Raw genomic sequence first — 24374 nt, forward strand, 5'->3', positions numbered from 1 at the left:
AACGGTGTCCCCCTCTTCATGAGGACACCGTGATGTACAAACTCTTCTTCCAGCTGGTCTTCAAGCGGATGGACCCCGAGCAGGCCCATCACCTGGCCTTCCGCTGGATCCGCCTCGCCGCCCGCACACCCGTGCTGCGCACCTTCGTGGCCGCCGTGCTCGCGCCCCGTCACGAGGAACTGCGCACCGAGGCGCTCGGCCTGCGGATGCACGGCCCCTTCGGGCTCGCGGCCGGCTTCGACAAGAACGCCGTCGCGATCGACGGCATGTCGATGCTCGGCTTCGACCACATCGAGATCGGCACGGTCACCGGTGAGCCGCAGCCCGGCAACCCGAAGAAGCGGCTGTTCCGCCTCGTCGCCGACCGGGCACTGATCAACCGCATGGGCTTCAACAACGAGGGGTCCGCGGCCGTGGCCGAGCGCCTCGCCGCCCGCACCCCCGTCTTCCGCACGGCCGTCGGCGTCAACATCGGCAAGACCAAGGCCGTCCCCGAGGACGAAGCCGTGGGCGACTACGTGAAGTCCACCGAGCGGCTCGCCGGCCACGCCGACTACCTCGTCGTGAACGTCTCCTCGCCCAACACGCCCGGACTGCGCAACCTCCAGGCCACCGAGGCGCTCCGCCCGCTGCTCACCGCGGTGCGCGAGGCGGCCGACCGCACCGTCACCGGCCGGCGCGTCCCGCTGCTCGTCAAGATCGCCCCGGACCTCGCGGACGAGGACGTCGACGCGGTCGCCGACCTGGCCGTCGAGCTCGGCCTGGACGGCATCATCGCCACCAACACCACGATCGCCCGCGACAGCCTCGGCCTGAAGTCCGCGGGGTCGCTGACCGCGGAGACCGGCGGACTCTCCGGAGCACCCCTCAAGGAGCGCTCCCTGGAGGTCCTGAGCCGCCTGTACGCCCGCGTGGGGACCCGGATCACCCTGGTGGGCGTCGGGGGCATCGAGAACGCCGAGGACGCCTGGCGGCGCATCCTGGCCGGCGCCACGCTCGTCCAGGGGTACAGCGCCTTCATCTACGAGGGCCCTTTCTACTCCCGCGCGATCCACAAGGGCCTGGCCGCCCGTCTGGCCGCATCTCCGTACGCCACCCTCGCCGAAGCCGTCGGCGCCGAGACCCGGAAGGTCACGCGGTGATCCCTGAACCCTTCGGCGCGCGCCTGCGCCACGCCATGGACACCCGCGGGCCGCTCTGTGTCGGCATCGACCCGCACGCCTCCCTGCTCACCTCCTGGGGCCTGAACGACGACATCGCGGGCCTGGAGCGCTTCACGCGCACGGTGGTCGAGGCGCTGGCCGACCGGGTCGCAGTCCTCAAACCGCAGTCCGCGTTCTTCGAGCGCTTCGGGTCGCGCGGCGTCGCCGTGCTGGAGAAGGCCGTCGAAGAGGCCCGGGCGGCGGGAGCCCTCGTGCTCATGGACGCCAAGCGCGGCGACATCGGCTCCACGATGGGCGCCTACGCGGCGACCTACCTCGACAAGGACTCGCCGCTCTTCTCCGACGCGGTCACCGTCTCGCCCTACCTCGGCTTCGGCTCGCTGCGCCCGGCGCTCGACGCGGCCGAGGCCTCCGGCTCGGGTGTCTTCGTGCTCGCCCTCACCTCCAACCCGGAGGGCGCCGAGGTCCAGCGCGCCACCGCGGCGGACGGGCGCTCGCTGGCCCAGCTGATGCTGGACCACATGGCGGCCGAGAACGCGGGTGCGACGCCCCTCGGGTCCGTCGGCGCGGTGGTCGGTGCCACGCTCGGGGACGCCGGCGCCGATCTGTCGATCAACGGCCCGCTGCTCGCTCCCGGCATCGGCGCCCAGGGCGCCACCCCCGCAGATCTGCCCCGCGTCTTCGGCGCCGCGGTGGGCAACGTGGTGCCGAGTGTGAGCCGGGGCGTGCTGCGTCACGGTCCGGACGCGTCAGGGCTGCGCGAAGCCGCCGGACGGTTCGCGGACGAGGTCCGTACGGCCGTCTCGGAGAGCTGACGATGCCACGTGGCAGCCTGTTGACGGAATCCTGAGCAAAATTCTTGGCGATTATGGCAGAAATGTCCGGGTCGGTGGAGGCTGACCAGGACTTTTCGTCTGTTCTCGCTGACTCAGGCGGCCTTGGCCGCTAGTCTCCGTCGAGGGCCAACGAGCACAGGTTGTTCGTTGCTCACCAGGTGTGGAGCCACCAGGTTCCGCACCGGTCCGTATCCGACAGATCGACATCCGAGGTGACGTAGGCGTGGCTCTTCCGCCCCTTACCCCTGAACAGCGCGCAGCCGCGCTCGAAAAGGCCGCCGCGGCTCGCCGGGAGCGGGCCGAGGTCAAGAATCGACTCAAGCACTCCGGCGCCTCGCTCCATGAGGTCATCAAGCAGGGCCGGGAGAACGACGTCATCGGTAAGATGAAGGTCTCCGCCCTCCTTGAGTCCCTGCCGGGCGTGGGCAAGGTCCGCGCCAAGCAGATCATGGAGAGGCTCGGCATTTCCGAGAGCCGCCGGGTCCGGGGTCTTGGCTCCAACCAGATCGCATCCCTGGAGCGTGAGTTCGGCGGCAGCGCCGCCTGACGTTCTCAGGCACTCCTGAGAACCTGGATAATCGCCCCATGGCTGCAACATCCCGGGGGACGTCCCCCGTACCCCCGGACGCACGTCCGCGGCTGACCGTGCTCTCCGGCCCCTCAGGGGTCGGCAAGAGCACGGTCGTCGCTCATATGCGCACAGTTCACCCCGAGGTATGGCTCTCGGTGTCCGCCACGACCCGTAAGCCCCGCCCCGGCGAGCGTGACGGTGTCCACTACTTCTTCGTCGAGGACGAGGAGTTCGACAAGCTGGTCGCCAACGGCGAGCTGCTGGAGTGGGCCGAATTCGCGGGCAACCGCTACGGCACGCCCCGCCGGGCCGTGCTCGACCGCCTGGAGGCGGGGGAGCCGGTCCTGCTGGAGATCGACCTGCAGGGCGCCCGGCTCGTCCGCCAGTCGATGCCGGAGGCGCAGCTCGTCTTCCTCGCGCCGCCCAGCTGGGACGAACTGGTCCGCCGGCTCACCGGCCGGGGGACGGAGACGCCCGACGTGATCGAGCGCCGTCTCGCGGCGGCGAAGGCCGAGCTGGCCGCCGAGGCCGAGTTCGACACGACCCTCGTCAACACCTCCGTCGAGGACGTGGCACGCGAGCTGCTAACGTTGATGCTGCAGGCTTCCGGCCTCCGCGGGACCGGCGACTGACCTCACCGGTCCACACCATCACCGCGGACGCAGAGCATCACCACTGCGGAACCAGCATGATCAAAGATCTCTTTGATCTCTATCCCCTTCGGAAGGCAGAGAGTGTCCTCTTCCATCACCACGCCCGAGGGCATCATCAACCCCCCGATTGATGAGCTCCTCGAGGCCACCGACTCGAAGTACAGCCTTGTGATCTACGCCGCCAAGCGCGCGCGCCAGATCAACGCGTACTACTCGCAGCTCGGTGAAGGCCTCCTCGAGTACGTCGGTCCCCTCGTCGACACGCACGTGCACGAGAAGCCGCTCTCGATCGCGCTCCGCGAGATCAACGCGGGTCTGCTGACCTCCGAGGCCATCGAGGGCCCCGCGCAGTAAGCAGGCGGTACGCGGGAAACGCACCTTCACCACAGGCCCGGCGGACGGTATCCGCCGGGCCTGTGGTGTGTCCGGCCCCGGACCCGGCGGAGCGCGTCCGCGACGGTGAGGCAGCATGGAGTGCGTATGTCATGAGGCCGCACGGGCCGCGTGCGCAGTGACACGAGTGCGGGGAGACGCAGTGGACAAGCCGAAGGTCGTCCTGGGGGTCAGCGGCGGCATCGCCGCGTACAAGGCGTGCGAACTGCTGCGCCGGCTGACCGAGTCCGGCCACGACGTACGGGTCGTCCCGACCGACGCGTCGCTGAACTTCGTCGGTGCGGCCACCTGGTCCGCCCTCTCCGGCAATCCCGTGTCGACCGAGGTCTGGGAGAGCGTGCACGAGGTGCCGCACGTCCGGATCGGCCAGGGGGCCGATCTCGTCGTGGTCGCCCCCGCCACCGCCGACATGCTCGCCAAGGCCGCCCACGGGCTGGCCGACGACCTCCTCACCAACACCTTGCTCACCGCGCGCTGCCCGGTCGTCTTCGCGCCCGCGATGCACACCGAGATGTGGGAGCACCCCGCCACCCAGGAGAACGTGGCCACCCTGCGCCGTCGCGGCGCCGTCGTCGTCGAGCCCGCCGTCGGCAGGCTCACCGGTGTCGACACGGGCAAGGGCCGGCTGCCCGACCCGGGGGAGATCTTCGAGGTCTGCCGACGCGTCCTGACCCGCGGTCCGGGCGCCCCCGACCTCACGGGCCGGCATGTGGTGATCAGCGCGGGCGGCACCCGTGAACCGCTCGACCCGGTGCGCTACCTGGGCAACCGGTCCTCGGGCAAGCAGGGCTACGCCCTGGCCCGCACCGCCGTCGCGCGCGGCGCCCGGGTGACGCTGATCGAGGCGAACACGGGGCTCCCCGACCCGGCGGGCGCCGATGTCGTACGTGCCGGGACCGCCGTGCAGCTGCGCGAGGCCGTGCTGGAGGCGGCGGCCGACGCCGATGTCGTCGTGATGGCCGCGGCGGTGGCCGATTTCCGGCCTGCCGCCTACGCGACGGGGAAGATCAAGAAGAGGGACGGCCAGGAGCCCGCCCCCGTCGCGCTCGTCCGTAATCCCGACATCCTGGCCGAGGTCGCCGGGAACCGGGCCCTGCCCGGGCAGATCGTCGTCGGATTCGCCGCCGAGACCGACGACGTCCTGGTCAACGGCCGCGAGAAGCTCCGTCGCAAGGGCTGTGATCTTCTCGTCGTGAACGAGGTGGGGGAGCGCAAGACCTTCGGGTCCGAGGAGAACGAGGCGGTCGTGCTCGCGGCCGACGGCGGCGAGACCGCCGTGCCCCACGGGCCGAAGGAGGCACTCGCCGACACGGTGTGGGACCTGGTGGTGGCGCGTTTCCGTCAAATTGCGTAGGCGCCGTCCGGGCGGGAAGAAATCCACCGCCACAGGTCGTGTCTCGCGCCTCGGAGGAGGATTGTCATACTGCCGTCAACCGTGCCGCAGGTCACAGACCTCCCAAGGGGCGAGACGCGTGACCCATTAACCGGAAGCGACCGATAAACTGTCGACGGAATGTGCCGGGCGCAGCTCCCGGAGTTCCATCAATGATCAGCCAGCAGCCGCTGCAACCCCAGGGAGCGATGTGTCCCGCCGTCTCTTCACCTCGGAGTCCGTTACCGAGGGCCACCCCGACAAGATCGCTGACCAGATCAGCGACACGATTCTCGACGCGCTCCTGCGGGAGGACCCCTCCTCACGCGTAGCCGTCGAGACCTTGATCACCACTGGTCTGGTGCATGTCGCGGGTGAGGTCACGACCAAGGCCTACGCCGACATCCCCAACCTTGTGCGCAACAAGGTTCTGGAGATCGGCTACGACTCCTCCAAGAAGGGCTTCGACGGAGCCTCCTGCGGCGTTTCGGTGTCCATCGGGGCGCAGTCCCCGGACATCGCCCAGGGTGTCGACACCGCGTACGAGAAGCGTGTCGAAGGCGACGAGGACGAGCTCGACAAGCAGGGCGCGGGCGACCAGGGGCTGATGTTCGGCTACGCCTGCGACGAGACGCCCGAGCTGATGCCGCTGCCGATCCACCTGGCGCACCGGCTCTCGCGCCGACTGTCCGAGGTCCGCAAGAACGGGACCATCCCGTACCTGCGCCCGGACGGCAAGACCCAGGTCACCATCGAGTACGACGGCGACAAGGCCGTCCGCCTCGACACGGTCGTCGTCTCCTCGCAGCACGCCTCCGACATCGACCTGGACTCGCTGCTCGCGCCCGACATCCGTGAGTTCGTCGTCGAGCACGTCCTGTCCCAGCTCATCGAGGACGGCATCAAGCTGGACACCGAGGGCTACCGCCTGCTGGTGAACCCGACCGGCCGTTTCGAGATCGGCGGCCCGATGGGCGACGCCGGTCTGACCGGCCGCAAGATCATCATCGACACGTACGGCGGCATGGCCCGCCACGGCGGCGGCGCCTTCTCCGGCAAGGACCCGTCCAAGGTCGACCGCTCGGCCGCCTACGCCATGCGCTGGGTCGCCAAGAACGTCGTCGCGGCCGGCCTCGCGGCCCGCTGCGAGGTCCAGGTCGCCTACGCGATCGGCAAGGCCGAGCCGGTGGGCCTGTTCGTCGAGACCTTCGGCACCGCCGCGGTGGACACGGAGAAGATCGAGCACGCCATCGGTGAGGTCTTCGACCTCCGCCCGGCCGCGATCATCCGTGACCTCGACCTGCTCCGCCCGATCTACGCCCAGACCGCGGCCTACGGCCACTTCGGCCGTGAGCTCCCCGACTTCACCTGGGAGCGCACCGACCGCGTGGACGCGCTGCGCGAGGCGGCGGGTCTCTAGGGATCGTTCTCCACGCAGGGGCCCGGACACCGCACGAGGTGTCCGGGCCCCTCCGCGTGCGGTGCTCCCGACCGCTCGGGGCATGTCAGTGGGGTCTGGTAGGAATGTGGCTGTGAGCAGCGACGACGAGCCATCCGACGAGCCCGGTTCCGGGGCACCGGAGCAGCTTGCGCTCATCCGTGAGACGGTGCGCAGGGCCGAGGTGCCGCGTGCCAAGCCGCGGACCTGGCGGGGCGCCGCGCTCGCCGAGGATCTCCCCGTCGCCCGCGTCCTGGTGAACAAGGGCGCGCTCCACCTCGATCAGTACTTCGACTACGCCGTCCCCGAGGAGCTCGACGCGGACGCGCGTCCGGGCGTCCGCGTCCGGGTGCGGTTCGGGGCCGGAGGGCGCCAGGTGCGTGGCGGGAGGCGCGAGGGCGGAGGGCTGATCGACGGCTTCCTGATCGAGCGGCGGGCCTCGTCGGACTACCAGGGAGCCCTGGCGGCCCTCGCCTACGTCGTCTCACCGGAGCCGGTGCTCGGGCCGGAGCTGCTGGAGCTCTCGCGGGCTGTCGCCGACCGTTACGCCGGCAGCCTCGCGGACGTGCTGCAGCTCGCCGTGCCGCCCAGGAACGGCCGCGCCGAGTCCAAGCCGTCGCCCGCCCCCCTGCCGCCGCCCGCCGTCCCGGCACCCGGGACCTGGGAGCGGTATCCCCAGGGCCCCGGCTTCCTGCGGGCACTGGCCGAGGGCGGGGCGCCCCGGGCGGTGTGGACCGCGCTGCCCGGACCGCACTGGCCGGAGGAGATCGCCCGGGCCATGGCCGCGACCCTGGCCTCGGGCCGGGGCGCGCTCGTCGTCGTACCGGACGGACGGAGCGCCGGCCGCGTCGACGCGGCCCTCACCGCGGTGCTGGGGGAGGGGCGCCACGCCCTGCTGACCGCCGACTCCGGGCCGGAGAAGCGCTACCGGCAGTGGCTCGCGGTCCGGCGCGGCTCCGTGCGCGCGGTGGTCGGGACCAGGGCCGCGATGTTCGCCCCGGTCGCCGACCTGGGCCTGGTGGCCCTCTGGGACGACGGGGACTCCAGCCACAGCGACGACAACGCCCCCTTCCCGCACGTCAGGGAGGTGCTGGAGCTACGGGCGGCGCACGGTCGCTGCGCCTTCCTGCTGGGCGGGACGAACTGCACGGTGGAGGCGGCCCAGCTGGTCGAGAGCGGCTGGGCCCTGCCCCTGCGCGCGGACCGGGACCAGCTGCGGATCGCGGCCCCCCTCGTGCGCACCGTCGGTGACGGGGAGCTCGCGCGGGACGGCGCGGCCCGCTCGGCCCGGCTGCCCAGCCTGGCCTGGCAGACCGTACGGGACGGTCTGCGCAGCGGCCCCGTCCTCGTCCAGGTGCCGCGCCGGGGTTACGCACCCAGGCTGGCCTGCGAGCGCTGCCGGGAACCCGCGCGGTGCCGGCACTGCGCGGGGCCGCTGCAGGCCCCCGACCAGCGGGGGCTCGACTGCGCCTGGTGCGGGCGGGCCGAGACGGCCTGGAGCTGCGCCGCCTGCGGTGGCATCCGGCTGCGGGCGCAGATCGTGGGTGCCCGCCGGACCGCCGAGGAGCTGGGTCGCGCGTTCCCCGCCGTCCCCGTGCGGACGTCCGGACGGGACCACGTGCTGGACTCCGTGCCCGACCAGCCCGCCCTCGTGGTCAGCACCCCCGGCGCGGAGCCGGTGGCCGAAGGCGGGTACGCGGCGGCCCTGCTGCTGGACGGCTGGGCGATGGTGGGCCGGCCCGACCTGAGGGCGGGCGAGGAGGCGCTGCGGCGCTGGACGGCCGCCGCCGCGCTGGTGCGCGGGCAGCCCGAGGGCGGCACGGTGGTGATCGTGGCCGAGCCGACCCTGCGGCCGGTGCAGGCCCTGGTCCGCTGGGACCCCGTCGGCCATGCACGCCGCGAGCTCGCGGAACGCGCCGAACTCGGCTTCCCGCCGGTGTCCCGGATGGCGTCGGTGACCGGACCGCCGGAAGCGGTGGCGGCCTACCTCGCCGGCGCCGACCTGCCGCCCGAGGCGGAGGTGCTCGGCCCGGTCCCGGTGCCCGGGGCGACACCCGGCAGGCCCCGCAGACAGGGGGACGCCCCGGCAGGCGAGACCTGGGAGCGGGCCCTGGTCAGGGTCCCGCCGGGGCGGGGAGCGGCCCTGGCCGCCGCCCTGAAGGCGGCGCAGGCGGCACGCACGGCGAGGGGCACCGGGGATCCCGTACGGATCAGGATCGATCCGCCGGACATCGGCTGACGCGGCGGGCCGGGGCGGCCCGACGGACCGCCCCGGCCCCTGGACCCGGTGTCAGCCGTTGCGCGGGCCCGGGAACGCACCGGGGCGGTCCGACGGCTGGGGCGGCATGGAGCGGGCCGCCGGTACGACCGGCAGCGCGGGGGAGGGGCCCGGCGCCACGGGCACCGCACGGTTCGCGCTCTCGGGAGCGGGCTCCACCGGCCCGGGCTGCGGGGCGGTGCGGCGCGCGCCGTAACGGCGGTGCACCGCCTGCTTGGTGACCCCGAGTGCGGAGCCCACCGCGTCCCACGAGAAGCCCAGCGATCGGTCGAAGTCCACCGCCGCGGTGACCAGCGTCTCGACACTGTCCCGCAGTTCCTGCGCGAGCCGGACGGTCGGGGCCGGTGCCCTGCCGTAGACGACGAAGCCCGCGGACGGGCCGGAGCGGCGCGGACGGTAGACGTTGCCCAGCTGCGCAGTGAGGGTGCGCAGCGCGTCCACCTGCCGCCGGACCCGCTCGATGTCCCGCACCAACAGGTGCAGACTGGCACGCGCTTGGGCGTCGTGGGTTGCGTGGTCGGCCATGAACAAGCCTCTCGAACCGGCGTTGAAAGGGATCGGACCGCGCGTCGGCGGTCCACTTCGGTCAATCTCCCTTGACCAACGCGTCACCCGCCCATGTGGTCACGCAACAGGGGCGTATGGGAAACCTCGTGGGGCGCACGGGCTCGCGTACGCCCCCCGGGCACCGGGCCACGGCGGGACCGGGAGGCACCGCCTAGACTGGTGTGCTGCTCGCCACGTACGTTCCGCCCGAGAGGCAGTCCGCCACCCATGAAGCTCGTCTTCGCAGGCACCCCCGAGGTAGCCGTTCCCGCCCTGGACGCCCTGATCGCCTCCGACCGCCACGAGGTGGCCGCAGTGGTGACCCGCCCCGACGCACCCGCCGGCCGAGGACGGCGGCTGATCGCCAGCCCCGTGGCCGAGCGCGCCGAGGAGGCGGGCATCGAGGTGCTCAAGCCCGCCAGGCCGCGTGACGAGGACTTCCTGGCCCGGCTGCGGGAGATCGCCCCGGACTGCTGCCCCGTCGTCGCGTACGGCGCCCTGCTGCCCAGGACCGCGCTCGCCGTACCCGCCCGGGGCTGGGTCAACCTGCACTTCTCGCTGCTCCCCGCCTGGCGCGGCGCCGCACCCGTGCAGCACGCGGTGATGGCCGGGGACGAGGTCACCGGCGCGTCGACGTTCCTGATCGAGGAGGGGCTGGACTCGGGACCGGTGTACGGCGTCCTCACCGAGGAGGTGCGGCCCACCGACACCAGCGGCGATCTGCTCACACGGCTCGCCTTCGCGGGCGCCGGGCTGCTCGCGGCGACCATGGACGGCATCGAGGACGGCACCCTGCACGCCGTCCCGCAGCCGGCCGAGGGAGTCACCCTCGCACCCAAGCTCGGCGTCGAGGACGCCCAGGTGCGCTGGTCGGAGCCCGCGCTCCGGGTCGACCGGGTGGTGCGCGGCTGCACCCCCGCGCCGGGGGCGTGGACCCTCTTCCGCGGCGAGCGCCTCAAGCTGGTCCAGGCCGTGCCCGTCCTGGACCGGACGGACCTGGCCCCGGGCGAGCTGTCCGCGGGCAAGAACAACGTGTACGTCGGCACCGGCTCGCACGCCGTCGAGCTCCTCTGGGTCCAGCCGCAGGGCAAGAAGCCCATGAGGGCCGCCGACTGGGCACGGGGCGTGCGCATCGCCCACGGGGAGCTGCTGGGGCTCTGAGACCGGGGAGGGGACGTCCGGCTCCGGCGACGTACGCTGGACGGGTTCGCCCCCTCACCATCAGCGGAGCACCTTTCACGTGAACGACCAGCAGCGTCGCCGTCCCGCCAAGCCGCATCGCCGTCCCCGGAAGGACCCGGTCCGCTTCCTCGCCTTCGAGGCGCTCCGGGCCGTCGACGAGCGCGACGCCTACGCCAACCTCGTCCTCCCGCCGCTGCTGAAGAAGGCTCGGGCCAAGGGGGACTTCGAGGGCAGGGACGCGGCGCTGGCCACCGAGCTGGTCTACGGGACCCTGCGCCGGCAGGGCACGTACGACGCGATCGTCGCGGCCTGCATCGACCGGCCGCTGCGCGAGGTCGACCCGCCGGTGCTCGACGTGCTCAACATGGGCGTCCACCAACTGCTCGGCACCCGCATCCCCACCCACGCCGCCGTCTCCGCCAGCGTGGAGTTGGCGCGGGTGGTGCTCGGCGAGGGACGCGCCAAATTCGTCAACGCGGTGCTGCGCAAGGTCACCGCGCACGACCTCGACGGCTGGCTGGAGCGCGTCGCGCCCTCGTACGAGGAGGACGCCGAGGAGCACCTCTCCGTCGTCCACTCGCACCCCCGCTGGATCGTCTCCGCCCTCTGGGACGCCCTCGGCGGCGGCCGTGCCGGGATCGAGGACCTGCTGGAGGCGGACAACGAACGGCCCGAGGTGACACTGGTCGCGCGCCCCGGCCGCTCCACCACCGACGAGCTGCTGGACGCCCTCGGCGAGGAGAGCGGCCTCCCGGGCCGCTGGTCGCCGTACGCCGTGCGGATGGCCGAGGGCGGCGAGCCCGGCGCGCTGGCCGCCGTGCGGGACGGCAGCGCCGGTGTGCAGGACGAGGGCAGCCAGCTGGTCGCCGCGGCCCTGGCCGACGCGCCGGTGGAGGGCGGTGACACCCGGTGGCTGGACGGCTGCGCGGGTCCGGGCGGCAAGGCCGCACTGCTGGCCGCACTCGCCGCCCGCCGCGGCGCCACCCTGCTCGCCGCCGAGAAGCAGCCGCACCGCGCCCGGCTCGTCGAGCGTGCGCTGGCCGGCAACCCCGGGCCGTACCAGGTGATCACCGCCGACGGGACACGGCCGCCATGGCGGCCCGGCTCGTTCGACCGGGTCCTCATGGACGTCCCCTGCTCCGGGCTCGGCGCGCTCCGCCGGCGCCCGGAGTCCCGCTGGCGGCGCCGCGCGGACGACCTGGAGAGCTTCGCCCCCCTGCAGCGCGGTCTGCTGCGCGAGGCGTTGACGGCCGTACGCGTCGGCGGGGTCGTCGGATACGCGACCTGCTCGCCGCACCTCGCGGAGACCAGGGTCGTCGTCGAGGACGTACTCAAGGGGCGTGGCGGTGAACCGTTCGAGGCGGAGTGGGTCGATGCCCGTCCGCTGCTGCCCGGTGTGCCCGCGCTGGGAGACGGGCCCGACGTCCAGCTGTGGCCGCACCTGCACGGCACGGACGCCATGTACCTCGCCCTGCTGCGCCGCACGGGCTGACCCGCGGCGCAGCGGCTCCCGGGCGGGCACGGACCGTCAGCGCGGGCGGTCGCCCGCGACGGCGACACGCTCGGCCACCCTGCGGTGCGGGGCGTAGTCGTTCACCGCGTAGTGCTGCGTCGCCCTGTTGTCCCAGAAGGCGACGTCACCCGCACGCCAGCTGAACCGCACCTGGTACTCGGGCACGTGGGCCTGCTGGAACAGCAGGCGCAGCATGCGGTCGCTCTCCTCCCGGTCCCAGCCCACGATCCGGGTGGTGAACGAGGTGTTGACGAAGAGCATCCGGCGTCCGGTGGCGGGATGCGTCCGCACCACCGGGTGCTCGACCGGCGGGAAGCGGTCCTGGAAGGGGAGCAGGCGTTCCTCGGGGGTGAACCGCGCGAAACCCGGCACGAAGTCGTGCTCCGCGCGCGCTCCCTCCAGACGCGCCTTCACCTCCGGCGGAAGGTTGTCGTACGCGGCGGCCATGTCGGCCCACATCGTGTCGCCGCCGTACGGCGGCACCTCGCGCAGGTGGAGGACCGCACCGAGGGCGGGCCGCTCGCGGAACGTCACATCGGTGTGCCAGACGTTCTCGAAGCCGGGTGCGGTCGAGCGGTCGAAGCGTGCCACCCGCGGATCGTCCCCGGTGGCCAGCAGGGGATTGGTCTCCAGCTCGCCCCAGTTGCGGGCGAAGGCACGCTGCTCGGCCGAGCTCGGGTGCTGTGCCCGGAAGAAGAGCACCTTCCACTCCAGCAGCGCCCGGTCGAGCTCCGCGCGCACGGCGGGTGTGATCGGACGGGTCAGGTCGACGCCGCTGATCTCGGCCCCGATGACCGCACCGAGCGGCATGACGTCGAACAGTGCGTAAGGGCGGTCGGGCTGCCCCGGTGCCAGCCTGCGCAGCTCGCGGGGGCCTTCGTACAGCCCGTCCGGGGGCAGCCGGAAGGCTCGCAGCGCGGGGCCGGAACCGATGGACGCGGTGAGGGACATGGGACTCCTGTCTGCGTGGGGCGTGCGGAGGCCGCTCGTAGGGGTGGGGCGGCCTCCGTCGGTTCAGCGGGCCGCGTCGCGTACGGCCGAGCCGATCTCGGCGCGCAGCGCGGCGTACTCGGGCAGCCCCCTGAGCCCGTCCGGGTCGTCATGTCCGTTACGGGGCAGGGGGATCGGGACATCCAGAGCGACCGTGCCCGGCCCCGCGCCGAGAACGACCGCGCGGGTGCCGAGGAAGACGGCCTCGTCCACGCTGTGTGTGACGAAGACCGAGGTGATCCCCGTCAGGGAGCTGACCGTGCGCAGATCCTCCTGGAGCCGTTCACGGGTGAGAGCGTCCAGGGCGGCGAACGGCTCGTCGAGCAGCAGCAGATCCTTGCCGCCGGCCAAGGCCCGGGCGATGGCCACGCGCTGCTGCTGGCCCCCCGAGATCTGCCAGGTCCTGCGCCGTGCGGTTCCGGCCAGCCCGACCCGCTCCAGCAATTCCTCGACGCGCGCGGGGCGTTCGGTCCGGGGGACTCCCGCGTAGCGCAGTGCCAGAGCGATGTTCTCCCCGACCGTGTGCCAGGGGAAGAGCCGTGGCTGCTGGAAGACGACCCCCGCCTGGCGCCCCGGTACCGGCGTCCCGCCGTGCACGGCGACCTCGCCGGAGGTGGCGTGCTCGAAGCCGGCGATCAGCCGCAGCAGGGTGCTCTTCCCGCTCCCGGACGGGCCCACGAGCACCAGGAACTCGCCGGCGGGGATGTCGAGCGACAACGGACCGAGGGCCGTCACGGCGTCCGCTCCGCGACCGTAGCGGTGCGTCACCTCGCGTACGGACACGGCGGGCGTGTCCGCCGCCGTGGCGGCTCCCCGGGCGCCGTCCCCGGCAGTGGTTCGGAGGTCATCCGGAGACGGCATCGCTCAGTCCTTCCACGTACACGGCCTTCTCCAGCTCCGAGAGTTCCGGAGCGGCCGGGATCTGCTTCTGTCCGGCCAGGAACTCAGCGGCGCTCCGCAGGTTCTTCGCCAGGCCGCCGACCCGGCCGGGGCGGCCGAGCCATGTGTCGTCGGCCTGTTCGGCCGGCGTGAGGAAGATGCCCTGCTTCAGCTGGGCGGCGGCGTCCTGGGGGCTGGTCCCGAGCTGCTTGCCGACGGCCTCGGCGGCGGCCGAGGGGTCGTCATGGATCAGGTCCAGGGCCTGTGCCTGGGCCTTGCGCCAGGCGGTGATGACCTCGGGCTGCTCCTCGATGAAGGCCGTGGACGCCACCCCCAGGTCGAGTGTGGGATTCCCGGACGCGGCCAGTTCGCGGCTGGAGACCAGGGTCGTGCCGGTCTTCCCGAGTTCGTCGAGCGTGGGCAGCCAGACGTAGGCCGCGTCGATGTCCCCGCGCGACCAGGCCGCGACGATGTCCTGCGGTTCGAGGTCGAGCAGATCGACCTCCGACGCGTCCACGCCGGCCCGGTCGAGCGCTGCGAGCAGGCTGTAGTGCGAGGTGGAACTGAAGGGTGTGGCGACCTTGCGGCCCACGAGGTCCTTGACGTCCTTGACCCCGGAGCCGTCACGGGCCACCAGCGCCTCGTTGTCACCGGCGACGTCCAGCACCCAGGTGACCTTGTAGGGGATGTTCAGGGGGTCCGACAGGCCGCGCGCCACCGGGCTGGAGCCGATCGCGGCCAGATCGACCGAACCCGCGACGAAGGCGGTGTTGATGGTCGCGCCGGAGTCGAATTTGATCCACTTGATCGTGTGGTCGGGCAGCGCCTTCTCCAGCAGACCCTTCTCCTTCACGATCAAGTCGCCGCTGGGGAAGGCCTGGTAGCCGATGCGGATCGTCCTGCCACCGCCGTGGTCGTCACCGGCCCCGCCACCGCCGGCACCGCAGGCGGTGACGACGACGAGTGCCCCCAGAGCCGCGACGAGCAGGGAGGTGCGGCGCAGACCGCGTGTTCCGGGCATGAGTTGGTCCTTCGTTCGTCGTTCGTCGAATCAGAGGGGAGGGAGCGGTGCGGGAAGGAGGCCGGACGGTGTGTACGGGACCCCGGGAGGGTCACGACAGCCGGCGCCAGGGCGCGAGCCGGTTCTCGGCGCCTCGCAGCAGGGCGTCGATCAGCAGGCCGGAGACGCCGATCGCGAGGAGGCCGAGGACGACCACGTCGGACTGGTTGTAGCGCTGGGCGTCGCGGATCATGCCGCCGATACCGGGCAGCCCGTTGACGGTTTCGGCGGCCACCACCGAGGAGTAGGCGATCCCGAAGGCCAGCCGTACGCCGACCAGGATCTCCGGCAGTGCGGACGGCAGGACGACGGAGGTCACCACCTGCGAGCGACGTGCCCCGATGGCCTGGGCGGCTTCCACCAGCGAGGCGGGCGCGGAGGCGACGGCGGACGCGGTGGCCACGGCCACGGGCGGCATGGCGGCGATCGCCAGCAGCCACAGCTTGGGCGCCTCGTCGATGCCGAACCAGATGATCAGCAGACTGAAGTAGGCGAGCGGCGGCAGGGTGCGGAGGAAGGCCACCGCCGGTTCGAACACCACCCGCACCCACGGCAGCGTGCCCATCAGCACCCCGGCCACCAGCCCGGCCAGGACACCGGCACCCGCACCGATCACGATCCGGCGCAGGCTGATGCCCAGATGCTCGATCAGGGTGTGGCCCTGGTAGCCGCGCACCCCGCCATGGGTGCCGGACGTCTCGACGAGCGCATCCCAGACGGCAGACGGCGGGGGGACCAGCAACGGCGGCCACAGCCGCAGGGCCGTGACGAGCTGCCAGAGGGCGAGCAGCACGACCAGCGCGAGCAGCCGCAGCCCCACCCGGCGCAGTCGCGCGGTCCTCTCCGGTGAGCGGCGGCGGGGAGAGGGGAAGGGGGGAGCCGGCGCACCGGAGGACGCCGGGCGGGGCGGCTGCTTCTCCGTGGTGGTGGACGTGGTCATGACGGACTCCGTCGAGACGTGCCGAGGACACCGGTCCGCCGGGTGGGCGGACAGGGCCGGGCAGAGGGGCGTCACCCGGCGGACGACGGCGCCCGCGGGGAACAAGGGGGAGGGGCCCCCGCGGAACGAGTGCGGCCGTGCGCCGCACTCGGACGGGAAGTGTCCGGTCCGTCGCGCGGGCCGGGCTCTGCGGGGAGGGGCCGCCGGCTCACCCGAGGGGCGGCCGGACAGCGGGCGGACGATGCCGCACAGTTCTGGAAGCGCTCAGCGCTGCCGGTCCAGGCTCAACAGGAGCAGCTGGTCACACGGCAGAGATCGATGCTGAGGCGCGCCGTCAGGAACTGGTCGCTGATCACGGGGGATTTTCTAACACAGCCGCATGGCGGGCACCAGGGGCTGTCCGCGCCCTGGTACGGACCGGAACGGCCGGACAGGTCCGCGCCGTCGACCGGGCACCTGCCGGCCGGCCGTCACCGCGCGCTGGAATCGCGGGTGAAAAGAGCGGGATTGTACGAACCGTAATGATCCCGTGAGGCTTTGAGGCGCACCGAGGCGGGGAAGCGGCGCCGAGCATGGCAGGCTGGGTGCATGGCCCAGATCAACCCCAGCATCCTGTCCGCCGACTTCGCACGTCTCGCCGAGGAGGCGAAGGCGGTGGAAGGCGCCGACTGGCTCCATGTCGATGTCATGGACAACCATTTCGTGCCCAACCTGACGCTCGGCGTGCCCATCGTGGAGGCGCTGAGCAAGGCCACGGACACTCCGCTGGACTGCCACCTCATGATCGAGGACGCGGACCGCTGGGCGCCGCAGTACGTCGAGGCCGGTGCGGGCTCGGTCACCTTCCACGCGGAGGCCGCGGCGGCGCCCGTCCGGCTGGCCCGGGAGATCAGGGCCAAGGGCGCGCGCGCCTCGATGGCGCTCAAGCCCGCGACGCCCGTCGAGCCGTACGAGGACCTGCTCCCCGAGCTCGACATGCTGCTGATCATGACGGTGGAGCCGGGGTTCGGTGGCCAGGCCTTCCTGGACATCATGCTGCCGAAGATCCGCCGCACCCGTGAGCTGATCTCGAAGCACGGCCTCGAACTGTGGCTGCAGGTCGACGGAGGGGTCTCCGCCGCCACCATCGAGCGGTGTGCCGAGGCGGGCGCGGACGTGTTCGTGGCGGGCTCGGCGGTCTACGGGGCCGACGACCCGGCCGAGGCGGTACGGGCGCTGCGCGCCCGGGCGGACACGGCCACGGCTTCCGCGCCCTGGGCATGCGGCCACTGAACCAACCTCAGATGAACGAGGCCCGACGGGTCTGATCAAGGATCGCCGGATCTGACAGGATGAGCGGCGTATCGAGCGTGTGAACAGCAGTGAGGAGATCGCGGTGTCTGGCATCTCGGCGGGTCGGTCAGCCATGCGGATGGGACCCGCGGAGCTGGTGCAGGCGGCGGCCATGGCCCGCCGGTTCTACCTCGAGGGGAAATCCAAGATCCAGATCGCCGAGGAGTTCGGCGTCAGCCGCTTCAAGGTGGCCCGGGTCCTGGAGACGGCCCTCGAGCGTGATCTCGTACGGATCGAGATCCGGGTACCGGCGGAGCTGGACGCGGAGCGCTCCGACGCGCTCCGGGCCCGTTACGGCCTGCGGCACGCCGTCGTGGTCGAATCGCCGGCCGAGGAGCAGGACGACGCCGCCGATCCGGAGAATCTCGGCGAGGTCGCGGCCGATCTGCTCGGCGAGCTGGTGAACGAGGGGGATGTGCTGGGGCTGGCCTGGGGCCGCTCCACCATCCACATGGCGGCGGCCCTGGACCGGCTGCCCCCGTGCACGGTCGTGCAGCTGACCGGTGTCTACGACGCGGGGACCGCGGAGCGCGGCTCGGTCGAGGCGGTGCGCCGGGCGGCACAGGTGTCCGGTGGTGAGGCGCACCCGATCTACGCTCCGATGCTGCTGCCCGATCCCGCGACGGCGGCCGCACTGCGCCACCAGACGGGTATCGCGCGCGCTTTCGAATACTTCGACAAGGTGACGGTCGCCGCGGTCTCCATCGGCTCCTGGGAGCCCGGCATCTCCACCGTCCACGACATGCTCTCGGACGAGGAGCGGGGCCATTACGCCTCGCTCGGTGTCGCGGCGGAGATGTCCGCCCACCTCTTCGACACGGACGGACGCCGGGTCGGCCGGGACCTCGGTGAGCGCTGCATCACCGTGGAGGCCGACCGGCTGCGCCGGATCCCCGAAGTGGTGGCCATCGCCGGAGGGCAGCGCAAGGCGGCGGCGATCGGAGCGGTGCTGCGCTCGGGGCTGGTCACCAGTCTCGTCACGGACACCGCCGCCGCCGACTACCTCCTGACGGAGTCTCCCGCCGGGCAGCGGCCCGCGCTGGAGCGCGCCGACCCCGACGCCTGACCCCGGACATCGGTCGACCGGCCCACGGCGGAGGCCGGGCACCCGTGCGGTGCCCGGCCTCCGCCGTACCCGACGTCAGCGGCCGTCGGCGGCGCCCAGCCGTGCGTGGTCCGCGCTCACGCCGAGGACGGACTCCTCCAGATACGCCTCGGGCTCCGCGTACTGGCTGACGTCCGCCGGGTTGTAGCGGGGAGTCTGCCGTGACCAGTCCAGATTCCCGCGCATCCAGCTCCGCATCCCGTCGAGATAGGGCACGAGCAGGCCGGCCAGCTCCGGGTACCGGTTCAGCAGCTCGTGCTCGGCGGCGAGGAACCGTTTCGTCTCTGTGGCGATCTCCTTGCACACGTGTTCGAGAGCCTCGCGCTTCCCGTAGCCGCGGTGGTGGCGGACCAGGTGGACGAGATTGTGGATCTCGCCCAGGACCTGCTCCTTCTCGTAGGAGTAGACGTCATTCGCCCAGCAGATGACGTTGCAGGACGCCTCCAGGGCCGTGATGAACCGGGCGTCGTTGTGGATCGACTCCGGCGCACCCACTCCTGCCACGATCTCGATCAGGTCCATGCACACGTGGATCGCCCCGGTGTGCCGGCGCTTGGCGATGTACGTCGCCTCGGACGGCACGCCCCCGTCGGCCCGGTTTCCCGCCTCCCAGGTGGTGGCGGTCGTCAGATACGTCATGAGGTGATAGGTGAAACGGGCCCGCCAGTGGGGGGCGGCCTGGGGGACCGTACGTTCCCACAGGTCCGCCAGGGCGACGAGTGCGGCGGGGGCCTCCTCGTCCCGGCGGGGAGCCGTGGCCGTGCCCTCGACCACGGCGCGCATGCGCTCCACCACGGCGCGTACGCGTTCGGGGCTGCGGCCCAGGTGTCCGTCGTCCAGCTGGTCGTCGACGAGGAAGAGCCAGACGAACCAGTCGGCGACCAGGTCGAGGTGCTCGCTGCTCGCCGTCGGGTGGACCATGGCCACGAAGGCACCGAAGTCCGCCTGCTCGAAGCGCTGCCTGGCCGATTCCCGATGGACCAGGCCGGTCCGCCGGGTCCAGGCGTCGAGGTGTTCGCGGGTGTGGTCCACGTGCGGATTGCTCCGCCGGGGGAACGGGCAGTAGATATCGGGCAGTTCGCTTTCCATAGGCGGATCCCCATCCTCTCCGGCCAAACGCGTGACAGGTGTTCCGGGCTCGCGGGCGGTGTCGCGCCAACCGCAGGGACCTGCGATTTTGAAGCTACCTGAGGCTCCGTCACCTGGTCCAGGGATAGAGATCACGAAGAAGCGATTCCTGTTCGAGTAGGGTCCCTGGGTAAGGCAGGTTTCCACTTGCCCGGCCCTCGGACGGTTTCCTTGGAGGAACTGACGAAAGTGGGGGCGCATTGCTGTGTCTTTGTGGAAACGTCCTGCACCGTTTCATATGAAAAAATGGGTGTTATGCGTTTTCTTGAGCCCGGCACCGGTCGCTACACGACCTCTCCCTCGGTCCCCTACGACCTCACGTACGACGATGTCTTCATGGTCCCCGGCCGTTCCGCGGTCGGCTCCCGACAGGCCGTGGACCTCTCCTCGCCGGACGGCAGTGGCACCACCATCCCACTCGTCGTCGCGAACATGACGGCGATCGCGGGCCGCCGGATGGCCGAAACCATCGCCCGCCGCGGCGGGCTGGTCGTGATCCCCCAGGACATTCCGATCGAGGTCGTCACCGAGGTCGTCGGCTGGGTCAAGACGCGGCACCTCGTGCTCGACACGCCGATCGTGCTGGCCCCGGGGCAGACCGTCGCCGACGCGCTGTCCCTCCTGCACAAGCGGGCCCACGGAGCCGGCGTCGTCGTCGACGCCGAGAACCGTCCGGTCGGTGTCGTCACCGACCACGACCTCACCGGCGTGGACCGCTTCACCCAGCTCTCCGAGGTCATGTCCAAGGACCTGGTGGTGCTCGACGCGGACATCGATCCCCGCGAGGCCTTCAACACGCTCGACGGCGCCAACCGCAAGCTCGCCCCGGCGGTCGACGCGGACGGCCGGCTCGTCGGCATCCTCACCCGCAAGGCCGCGCTGCGCGCGACGCTCTACACCCCCGCGACGGACGCGGACGGCAAGCTGCGGATCGCGGCGGCGGTCGGCATCAACGGCGACGTGGCGGGCAAGGCCAAGCAGCTCCTCGACGCCGGTGTCGACACCCTCGTCGTGGACACCGCTCACGGGCACCAGGAATCCATGATCAGCGCGGTCGCCGCCGTCCGGGCGCTCGACCCGGCCGTGCCGATCGTCGCGGGCAACGTCGTGGCGGCCGAGGGGGTGCGTGACCTCATCGAGGCAGGCGCCGACATCATCAAGGTCGGTGTGGGCCCCGGCGCGATGTGCACCACCCGGATGATGACCGGCGTCGGCAGGCCGCAGTTCTCCGCCGTACTGGAGTGCGCCGCGGAGGCGAAGAAGCACGGCAAGCACGTCTGGGCCGACGGGGGTGTCCGACACCCGCGCGACGTGGCGATGGCGCTCGCCGCGGGCGCGTCGAACGTCATGATCGGCTCCTGGTTCGCCGGCACGTACGAGTCGCCCGGTGACCTCCAGCAGTCCGCCGACGGGCGGTACTACAAGGAGTCGTTCGGGATGGCCTCGGCGCGCGCGGTCAAGAACCGCACCTCGGAGGAGTCCGCCTACGACCGGGCCCGCAAGGGGCTGTTCGAGGAGGGCATCTCCACCTCGCGGATGTTCCTCGACCCCACCCGCCCCGGTGTGGAGGACCTGGTCGACTCGATCATCGCCGGTGTGCGCTCCTCCTGCACCTACGCGGGAGCGTCCTCGCTCGAGGAGTTCGCCGAGAAGGCGATCGTGGGTGTGCAGAGCGCCGCCGGCTACGCCGAGGGCAAGCCGCTGCACGCCAGCTGGAGTTGATGTCGAGGGGCCGCGGCCCCGCGTCATGGGTGCCCCTGTCCGGCCTTCGCGTCGGGAGGGGCACCTCTTGCGTGTGCCGGGGGCGGGGAGTGGGGGGTCGTTCTTCCGGGAGAGCACTTCGGTCTCCCCTTCAACTCGCTTGCGGGATAAGTAATATGAGCGGCAATCAATTGCCCGCCCCTCTGAGGTAAGGGAATTCATGCCCTCCTTCTTCACCGACCTGGCCCAGCAGTACATCGACGGCGCGTGGAGGCCGGGGAAGGGGTCCTGGGACATCATCGACTTCAACCCGTACAGCGGGGAGAAGCTCGCCTCGATCACCGTCGCGACGGCCGACGAGGTCGACCAGGCCTACCGGGCAGCCGAGCGGGCCCAGCCGGACTGGGCGGACACGAACCCGTACGTCCGGCGGACGGTGCTGGAGAAGGCGCTGCGCGTCGTCGAGGAGCGCGAGGCCGAGATCAGCGAGGCGATCGTCGCCGAGCTCGGCGGCACCCGGCTGAAGGCGGGCTTCGAGCTGCACCTCGCCAAGGAGTTCCTGCGCGAGGCGGTCCAGCTGACCCTGCGGTCCACGGGGCAGATACTCCCCTCGCCGACCGAGGGCAAGGAGAACCGTGTCTACCGGCTGCCGGTCGGCGTCGTGGGTGTCATCAGCCCCTTCAACTTCCCCTTCCTGCTGTCACTCAAGTCGGTCGCGCCCGCGCTGGCCCTCGGCAACGCCGTGGTCCTCAAGCCCCACCAGAACACGCCGGTGTGCGGCGGCACGCTGATCGCCAAGGTGTTCGAGGAGGCGGGGCTGCCCGCCGGACTGCTGAACGTCGTGGTCACCGACATCGCCGAGATCGGCGACGCCCTGCTGGAGCACCCCGTCCCGCAGGTCATCTCCTTCACCGGCTCGGACCGGATCGGCCGTCACGTCGCGACGGTCTGTGCGGCCAACCTCAAGCGCGCGGTGCTCGAACTGGGCGGCAACAGCGCGCTGATCGTCCTGGACGACGCCGACGTGGACTACGCCGTCGACGCGGCCGTCTTCAGCCGCTACATCCACCAGGGCCAGGTCTGCATGGCTGCCAACCGCATCCTGGTGGACCGCTCGGTGGAGCAGAAGTTCACCGAGAAGTTCGTCGCCAAGGTCGCCTCCCTCCGCGTCGGCGACCCGGCCGACCCCGCCACCCACATCGGCCCGCTGATCAGCTCCTCACAGGCCGACGCCGTGTGCAAGCTCGTCGACGAGACGGTGGAGGCGGGCGCCACGGCGCTGCTGCACGGCCGGGCCGAAGGCAACGTGGTGAGCCCGTCGGTGCTGACCGGCCTCGCCGCCGATTCACCGGTCCTGCGGCAGGAGATCTTCGGGCCCGTGGCCCTGCTCGTCCCCTTCGACGGTGAGGACGAGGCCGTTCGGATCGCCAACGACACCCCGTACGGGCTGAGCGGCGCGGTGCACACCGGGAACACGGAGCGCGGCGTGCGAGTGGGACAGCGGATCCGCACAGGAATGATCCACATCAACGACGGCACGGTCCACGACGAGCCCATCGTCCCCTTCGGCGGGGAGAAGAACTCGGGCCTCGGACGGCTGAACGGCGAGTCGATGCTGGAGGCGTTCACCACGCAGAAGTGGATCTCGGTCCAGCACGGCCGCTCGGAATTCCCCTTCTGACCGGCCGGCCTCCGCGGTGAGCGCGCCCTGCGCGGTGCGCTCCATGGTCTACTTCGGGGGCGGCCCCAGGGGCTGTCCCCCGGCCGCCCCCGAATCCGACCGCCGCAGAGAAGTGACCCACCCGAAGTGCGCCTGAACGACCTCGACGAACGCATCGTCCACGCCCTCGCCGAAGACGCCCGCCGGTCCTACGCCGACATCGGCGCCCTCATCGGCCTCTCCGCGCCCGCGGTGAAACGCCGTGTGGACCGGTTGCGCGCCGACGGCGCCATCACGGGCTTCACCGTGCGGGTCGACCCGGCGGCGCTCGGCTGGGAGACCGAGGGGTTCATCGAGATCTACTGCAGCCGGAACACAGCCCCCGAGGCGATCAAGCGGGGCCTCTCCACGTATCCGGAGATCGCGTCCGCGTCCACGGTGACGGGCGACGCCGACGCCATCGTGCAGGTCTTCGCCGCCGACATGCGGCACTTCGAGCAGGTGCTGGAGCGGATCGCGGGCGAGCCGTACGTCGAGCGGACCAAGTCGGTCCTCGTGCTCTCCCCGCTACTGCGGCGGTACTCGTCGGGCCCGCCGGCCTGACCCCGGACGGCCGGACCCGCGGCCGTCCGGCGAGACCGAAATCACTCGCCTGACCTGCCAGGACGCCGTACGCAACGAATCGCCGTCCGAACGGCATCCCACGCAACGCATCGACGGTGTACGCGCAACAATCGCGCCTTGTCGGCCGTGTTCCCCGCGCCGTACCTTCGATACGTCTCCCCACCCCGCACGTCCCGCCCGAGGTCAGCCATGCCGCTGTTGCGCACCGCCCTGCTCCAGAGCTCCGGACGAGCCGGTTCCGTGGACGACAACCTCGCGGTGCTCGACGACGCCGCGGCGCGGGCCGCCGCCGTGGGGGCCCGGCTGCTGGTCTGCCCCGAGCTGTTCCTCACCGGATACGCCATCGGCGACGCCGTCCCCGAGCTGGCCCAGCCCGCGGACGGTCCCGCCGCGGAGGCGGTCGCCGACCTCTGCGCACGCCACGGACTGGCCGTCCACTACGGCTACCCCGAGCGGGCCGGAGAGGCGGTCTTCAACGCGGCGCAGCTCATCGGCCCCGACGGGACGGCCCTCGCCAACTACCGCAAGACCCACCTCTACGGCAGCTTCGAGGAGGAGTGGTTCACCCCCGGTGAGCAGCCCGTGGTGCAGGCCGAGCTGGACGGCGTACGGATCGGGCTGCTGATCTGCTACGACGTCGAGTTCCCGGAGAACGTGCGTGCGCACGCCCTGGCCGGAACCGAGCTGCTGCTGGTCCCGACCGCCCTGATGCACCCCTTCCCCTTCGTCGCCGAAGCCGTCGTGCCCGTCCGCGCCTTCGAGAGCCAGCTCTACATCGCCTACGTCAACAGGGCCGGCAGGGAAGGCGATTTCGACTTCACCGGGCTGAGCTGCCTGGCCGGCCCCGACGGCACGGTCCCTGCCCGTGCGGGCAGGGGCGAGGAACTGCTCGTCAGCGAGGTCGACCTCGGCCTGCTCGACCGCTCACGCGCGGCCAACCCCTATCTCCAGGACCGCGTCCCGGGCCTGTACCGCTCCCTGGTCTGAGCGATCCCACCCCGTTCCACGCT

22 protein-coding genes are annotated in these 24374 nt (G+C 71.8%); 16 read left to right on the forward strand and 6 right to left on the reverse strand.

All coding sequences use genetic code 11. From position 1 onward, the window contains the following. Nucleotides 1–32: 32 nt before the first annotated feature. From ABT001_RS17275 to ABT001_RS17310, 8 genes are all read left to right on the forward strand, one after another. A complete protein-coding gene (locus tag ABT001_RS17275) occupies nt 33–1142 on the forward strand; it encodes a quinone-dependent dihydroorotate dehydrogenase (RefSeq protein ID WP_351277804.1) in 1110 nt (369 codons plus the stop codon). Beyond that, nucleotides 1139–1978, forward strand: coding sequence for an orotidine-5'-phosphate decarboxylase (gene pyrF, locus ABT001_RS17280; protein ID WP_351277807.1), 840 nt, complete (start codon nt 1139–1141; stop codon nt 1976–1978). Before ABT001_RS17275 ends, pyrF begins: the two co-directional genes overlap by 4 nt. 244 nt (nt 1979–2222) lie before the next feature. Beyond that, on the forward strand, nt 2223–2546 hold the full coding sequence (locus ABT001_RS17285) for an integration host factor (protein WP_266702292.1): 324 nt from the start codon (nt 2223–2225) through the stop codon (nt 2544–2546). Between the two features lie 38 nt (nt 2547–2584). Continuing rightward, on the forward strand, nt 2585–3202 hold the full coding sequence (gene gmk, locus ABT001_RS17290; RefSeq protein WP_351277809.1) for a guanylate kinase: 618 nt from the start codon (nt 2585–2587) through the stop codon (nt 3200–3202). A gap of 102 nt (nt 3203–3304) precedes the next feature. Next, nucleotides 3305–3577 (forward strand): DNA-directed RNA polymerase subunit omega, encoded by a 273-nt coding sequence (gene rpoZ, locus ABT001_RS17295; RefSeq protein WP_003970369.1) that lies wholly within the window; start codon nt 3305–3307, stop codon nt 3575–3577. A gap of 181 nt (nt 3578–3758) precedes the next feature. Then, nucleotides 3759–4970 carry a bifunctional phosphopantothenoylcysteine decarboxylase/phosphopantothenate--cysteine ligase CoaBC gene (coaBC, locus tag ABT001_RS17300; RefSeq protein WP_351277811.1) on the forward strand — a complete coding sequence of 404 codons (1212 nt, stop codon included), beginning with the start codon at nt 3759–3761 and terminating at the stop codon, nt 4968–4970. A gap of 229 nt (nt 4971–5199) precedes the next feature. Beyond that, entirely contained in the window at nt 5200–6408 is a 1209-nt protein-coding gene (gene metK / locus ABT001_RS17305; RefSeq protein ID WP_351277814.1) for a methionine adenosyltransferase, read from the forward strand. Nucleotides 6409–6520: 112 nt separating this feature from the next. Further along, complete coding sequence (locus ABT001_RS17310) at nt 6521–8665, forward strand: primosomal protein N' (protein ID WP_351277817.1); 2145 nt, start codon at nt 6521–6523, stop codon at nt 8663–8665. Nucleotides 8666–8716: 51 nt separating this feature from the next. Here the strand turns inward: ABT001_RS17310 and ABT001_RS17315 are convergent, their stop codons facing one another. Next, complete coding sequence (locus ABT001_RS17315; protein WP_351277820.1) at nt 8717–9229, reverse strand: hypothetical protein; 513 nt, start codon at nt 9227–9229, stop codon at nt 8717–8719. 249 nt (nt 9230–9478) lie between these two features. On the opposite strand from ABT001_RS17315, the gene fmt reads away from it, so the two are divergent. Together fmt and ABT001_RS17325 are read left to right on the forward strand one after the other, a co-directional pair. Beyond that, entirely contained in the window at nt 9479–10411 is a 933-nt protein-coding gene (gene fmt, locus ABT001_RS17320) for a methionyl-tRNA formyltransferase (protein WP_351277822.1), read from the forward strand. A gap of 79 nt (nt 10412–10490) precedes the next feature. Beyond that, nucleotides 10491–11924, forward strand: a complete 1434-nt coding sequence (locus ABT001_RS17325; protein ID WP_351277824.1) for an RsmB/NOP family class I SAM-dependent RNA methyltransferase — start codon at nt 10491–10493, stop codon at nt 11922–11924. Nucleotides 11925–11960: 36 nt separating this feature from the next. Here the strand turns inward: ABT001_RS17325 and ABT001_RS17330 are convergent, their stop codons facing one another. From ABT001_RS17330 to ABT001_RS17345, 4 genes are all read right to left on the reverse strand, one after another. Continuing rightward, nucleotides 11961–12896 carry a TauD/TfdA dioxygenase family protein gene (locus tag ABT001_RS17330; RefSeq protein ID WP_351277827.1) on the reverse strand — a complete coding sequence of 312 codons (936 nt, stop codon included), beginning with the start codon at nt 12894–12896 and terminating at the stop codon, nt 11961–11963. 63 nt (nt 12897–12959) lie between these two features. Further along, entirely contained in the window at nt 12960–13796 is an 837-nt protein-coding gene (locus ABT001_RS17335) for an ABC transporter ATP-binding protein (RefSeq protein ID WP_351277830.1), read from the reverse strand. Beyond that, complete coding sequence (locus ABT001_RS17340; RefSeq protein WP_351277832.1) at nt 13780–14835, reverse strand: taurine ABC transporter substrate-binding protein; 1056 nt, start codon at nt 14833–14835, stop codon at nt 13780–13782. The genes ABT001_RS17335 and ABT001_RS17340 overlap by 17 nt, the downstream gene beginning before the upstream one ends. Nucleotides 14836–14926: 91 nt before the next feature. Continuing rightward, nucleotides 14927–15814, reverse strand: coding sequence for an ABC transporter permease (locus ABT001_RS17345; RefSeq protein WP_351277835.1), 888 nt, complete (start codon nt 15812–15814; stop codon nt 14927–14929). Between the two features lie 588 nt (nt 15815–16402). On the opposite strand from ABT001_RS17345, the gene rpe reads away from it, so the two are divergent. Further along, on the forward strand, nt 16403–17086 hold the full coding sequence (rpe, locus tag ABT001_RS17350) for a ribulose-phosphate 3-epimerase (RefSeq protein WP_351277838.1): 684 nt from the start codon (nt 16403–16405) through the stop codon (nt 17084–17086). Nucleotides 17087–17225: 139 nt separating this feature from the next. Further along, nucleotides 17226–18212: a sugar-binding transcriptional regulator gene (locus ABT001_RS17355; protein WP_351277999.1), complete on the forward strand. Its 987-nt coding sequence runs from the start codon at nt 17226–17228 to the stop codon at nt 18210–18212. Between the two features lie 75 nt (nt 18213–18287). On the opposite strand, the gene ABT001_RS17360 is transcribed toward ABT001_RS17355, so the two are convergent. Further along, entirely contained in the window at nt 18288–19340 is a 1053-nt protein-coding gene (locus tag ABT001_RS17360) for a terpene synthase family protein (protein ID WP_351277840.1), read from the reverse strand. A gap of 294 nt (nt 19341–19634) precedes the next feature. On the opposite strand from ABT001_RS17360, the gene ABT001_RS17365 reads away from it, so the two are divergent. From ABT001_RS17365 to ABT001_RS17380, 4 genes are all read left to right on the forward strand, one after another. Next, nucleotides 19635–21101, forward strand: a complete 1467-nt coding sequence (locus ABT001_RS17365; protein WP_351277842.1) for a GuaB1 family IMP dehydrogenase-related protein — start codon at nt 19635–19637, stop codon at nt 21099–21101. Nucleotides 21102–21300: 199 nt separating this feature from the next. Continuing rightward, a complete protein-coding gene (locus ABT001_RS17370) occupies nt 21301–22761 on the forward strand; it encodes an aldehyde dehydrogenase family protein (RefSeq protein ID WP_351277844.1) in 1461 nt (486 codons plus the stop codon). Between the two features lie 126 nt (nt 22762–22887). Further along, on the forward strand, nt 22888–23343 hold the full coding sequence (locus ABT001_RS17375) for an Lrp/AsnC family transcriptional regulator (RefSeq protein ID WP_351277847.1): 456 nt from the start codon (nt 22888–22890) through the stop codon (nt 23341–23343). A 210-nt stretch (nt 23344–23553) separates the two neighbouring features. Continuing rightward, entirely contained in the window at nt 23554–24351 is a 798-nt protein-coding gene (locus ABT001_RS17380; RefSeq protein WP_351277849.1) for a carbon-nitrogen hydrolase family protein, read from the forward strand. The last annotated feature ends 23 nt before the right edge of the window (nt 24352–24374 follow it).

Source organism: Streptomyces sp. NPDC002793 (assembly GCF_040295485.1).
Taxonomy (GTDB): Bacteria; Actinomycetota; Actinomycetes; order Streptomycetales; family Streptomycetaceae; genus Streptomyces.

Coding starts and splice junctions, on each gene's coding strand:
- ABT001_RS17370 (WP_351277844.1), top strand. CDS start 21,301: ATGCCCTCCTTCTTCACCGACCTGGCCCAGCAGTACATCGACGGCGCG.
- ABT001_RS17330 (WP_351277827.1), bottom strand. CDS start 12,896: ATGTCCCTCACCGCGTCCATCGGTTCCGGCCCCGCGCTGCGAGCCTTC.
- rpe (WP_351277838.1), top strand. CDS start 16,403: ATGGCCCAGATCAACCCCAGCATCCTGTCCGCCGACTTCGCACGTCTC.
- ABT001_RS17340 (WP_351277832.1), bottom strand. CDS start 14,835: ATGCCCGGAACACGCGGTCTGCGCCGCACCTCCCTGCTCGTCGCGGCT.
- ABT001_RS17355 (WP_351277999.1), top strand. CDS start 17,226: ATGGGACCCGCGGAGCTGGTGCAGGCGGCGGCCATGGCCCGCCGGTTC.
- ABT001_RS17335 (WP_351277830.1), bottom strand. CDS start 13,796: ATGCCGTCTCCGGATGACCTCCGAACCACTGCCGGGGACGGCGCCCGG.
- ABT001_RS17315 (WP_351277820.1), bottom strand. CDS start 9,229: ATGGCCGACCACGCAACCCACGACGCCCAAGCGCGTGCCAGTCTGCAC.
- gmk (WP_351277809.1), top strand. CDS start 2,585: ATGGCTGCAACATCCCGGGGGACGTCCCCCGTACCCCCGGACGCACGT.
- fmt (WP_351277822.1), top strand. CDS start 9,479: ATGAAGCTCGTCTTCGCAGGCACCCCCGAGGTAGCCGTTCCCGCCCTG.
- ABT001_RS17360 (WP_351277840.1), bottom strand. CDS start 19,340: ATGGAAAGCGAACTGCCCGATATCTACTGCCCGTTCCCCCGGCGGAGC.
- ABT001_RS17345 (WP_351277835.1), bottom strand. CDS start 15,814: ATGACCACGTCCACCACCACGGAGAAGCAGCCGCCCCGCCCGGCGTCC.
- ABT001_RS17380 (WP_351277849.1), top strand. CDS start 23,554: ATGCCGCTGTTGCGCACCGCCCTGCTCCAGAGCTCCGGACGAGCCGGT.
- ABT001_RS17275 (WP_351277804.1), top strand. CDS start 33: ATGTACAAACTCTTCTTCCAGCTGGTCTTCAAGCGGATGGACCCCGAG.
- ABT001_RS17365 (WP_351277842.1), top strand. CDS start 19,635: ATGCGTTTTCTTGAGCCCGGCACCGGTCGCTACACGACCTCTCCCTCG.